This window comes from Mesorhizobium neociceri (genome assembly GCF_013520985.1).
GTDB classification, from domain to species: domain Bacteria; phylum Pseudomonadota; class Alphaproteobacteria; order Rhizobiales; family Rhizobiaceae; genus Mesorhizobium; species Mesorhizobium neociceri.
Map to the genome: position 1 here is coordinate 1 of NZ_JACDTY010000058.1, position 800 is coordinate 800.

General features: G+C 62.9%; 1 protein-coding gene. It reads right to left on the reverse strand.

The genetic code is table 11. The features are described 5' to 3' along the window. On the reverse strand, positions 1-800 hold an 800-nt coding region (locus tag H0241_RS35290), incomplete at both ends, for an elongation factor Tu (RefSeq protein ID WP_181062295.1).

The window sequence follows — 800 nt, forward strand, 5'->3', positions numbered from 1 at the left end:
ACCTGGCCGCGCTCGACACCTTCACGGTCAACGCCGCGCAGCAGCGCGCCGATGTTGTCGCCAGCCTGGCCCTGATCGAGCAGCTTGCGGAACATTTCAACGCCCGTGCAGGTCGTCTTGGTCGTCGGACGGATGCCGATGATTTCCAGTTCCTCGCCAACCTTGACAATGCCACGCTCGACGCGGCCGGTCACGACCGTGCCACGACCCGAGATCGAGAACACGTCTTCGATCGGCATCAGGAACGGCTTGTCCAGCGGACGAACAGGCGTCGGGATGTAGGCGTCGACCGCAGCCATCAGTTCGCGGATCGCGTCTTCGCCGATGGTCTTGTTCGAATCTTCAAGAGCAGCCAGCGCCGAACCCTTGACGATCGGAATGTCGTCGCCGGGGAACTCGTTCTTCGACAGAAGCTCGCGAACCTCGAGCTCGACCAGTTCCAGCAGCTCGGCGTCGTCGACCTGGTCGACCTTGTTCAAAAACACAACGATCGACGGCACGCCGACCTGACGGGCAAGCAGGATGTGCTCGCGGGTCTGCGGCATCGGGCCGTCGGCAGCCGACACGACCAGGATCGCGCCGTCCATCTGCGCGGCACCGGTGATCATGTTCTTCACATAGTCGGCGTGGCCGGGGCAGTCGACGTGGGCGTAGTGGCGGGCAGCCGTCTCATATTCGACGTGAGCCGTCGAAATGGTGATGCCGCGGGCCTTCTCTTCCGGCGCCGCATCGATCTGGTCGTAGCGCTTGTATTCGCCAAAATACTTCGTGATCGCCGCCGTCAGCGACGTCTTGCCATG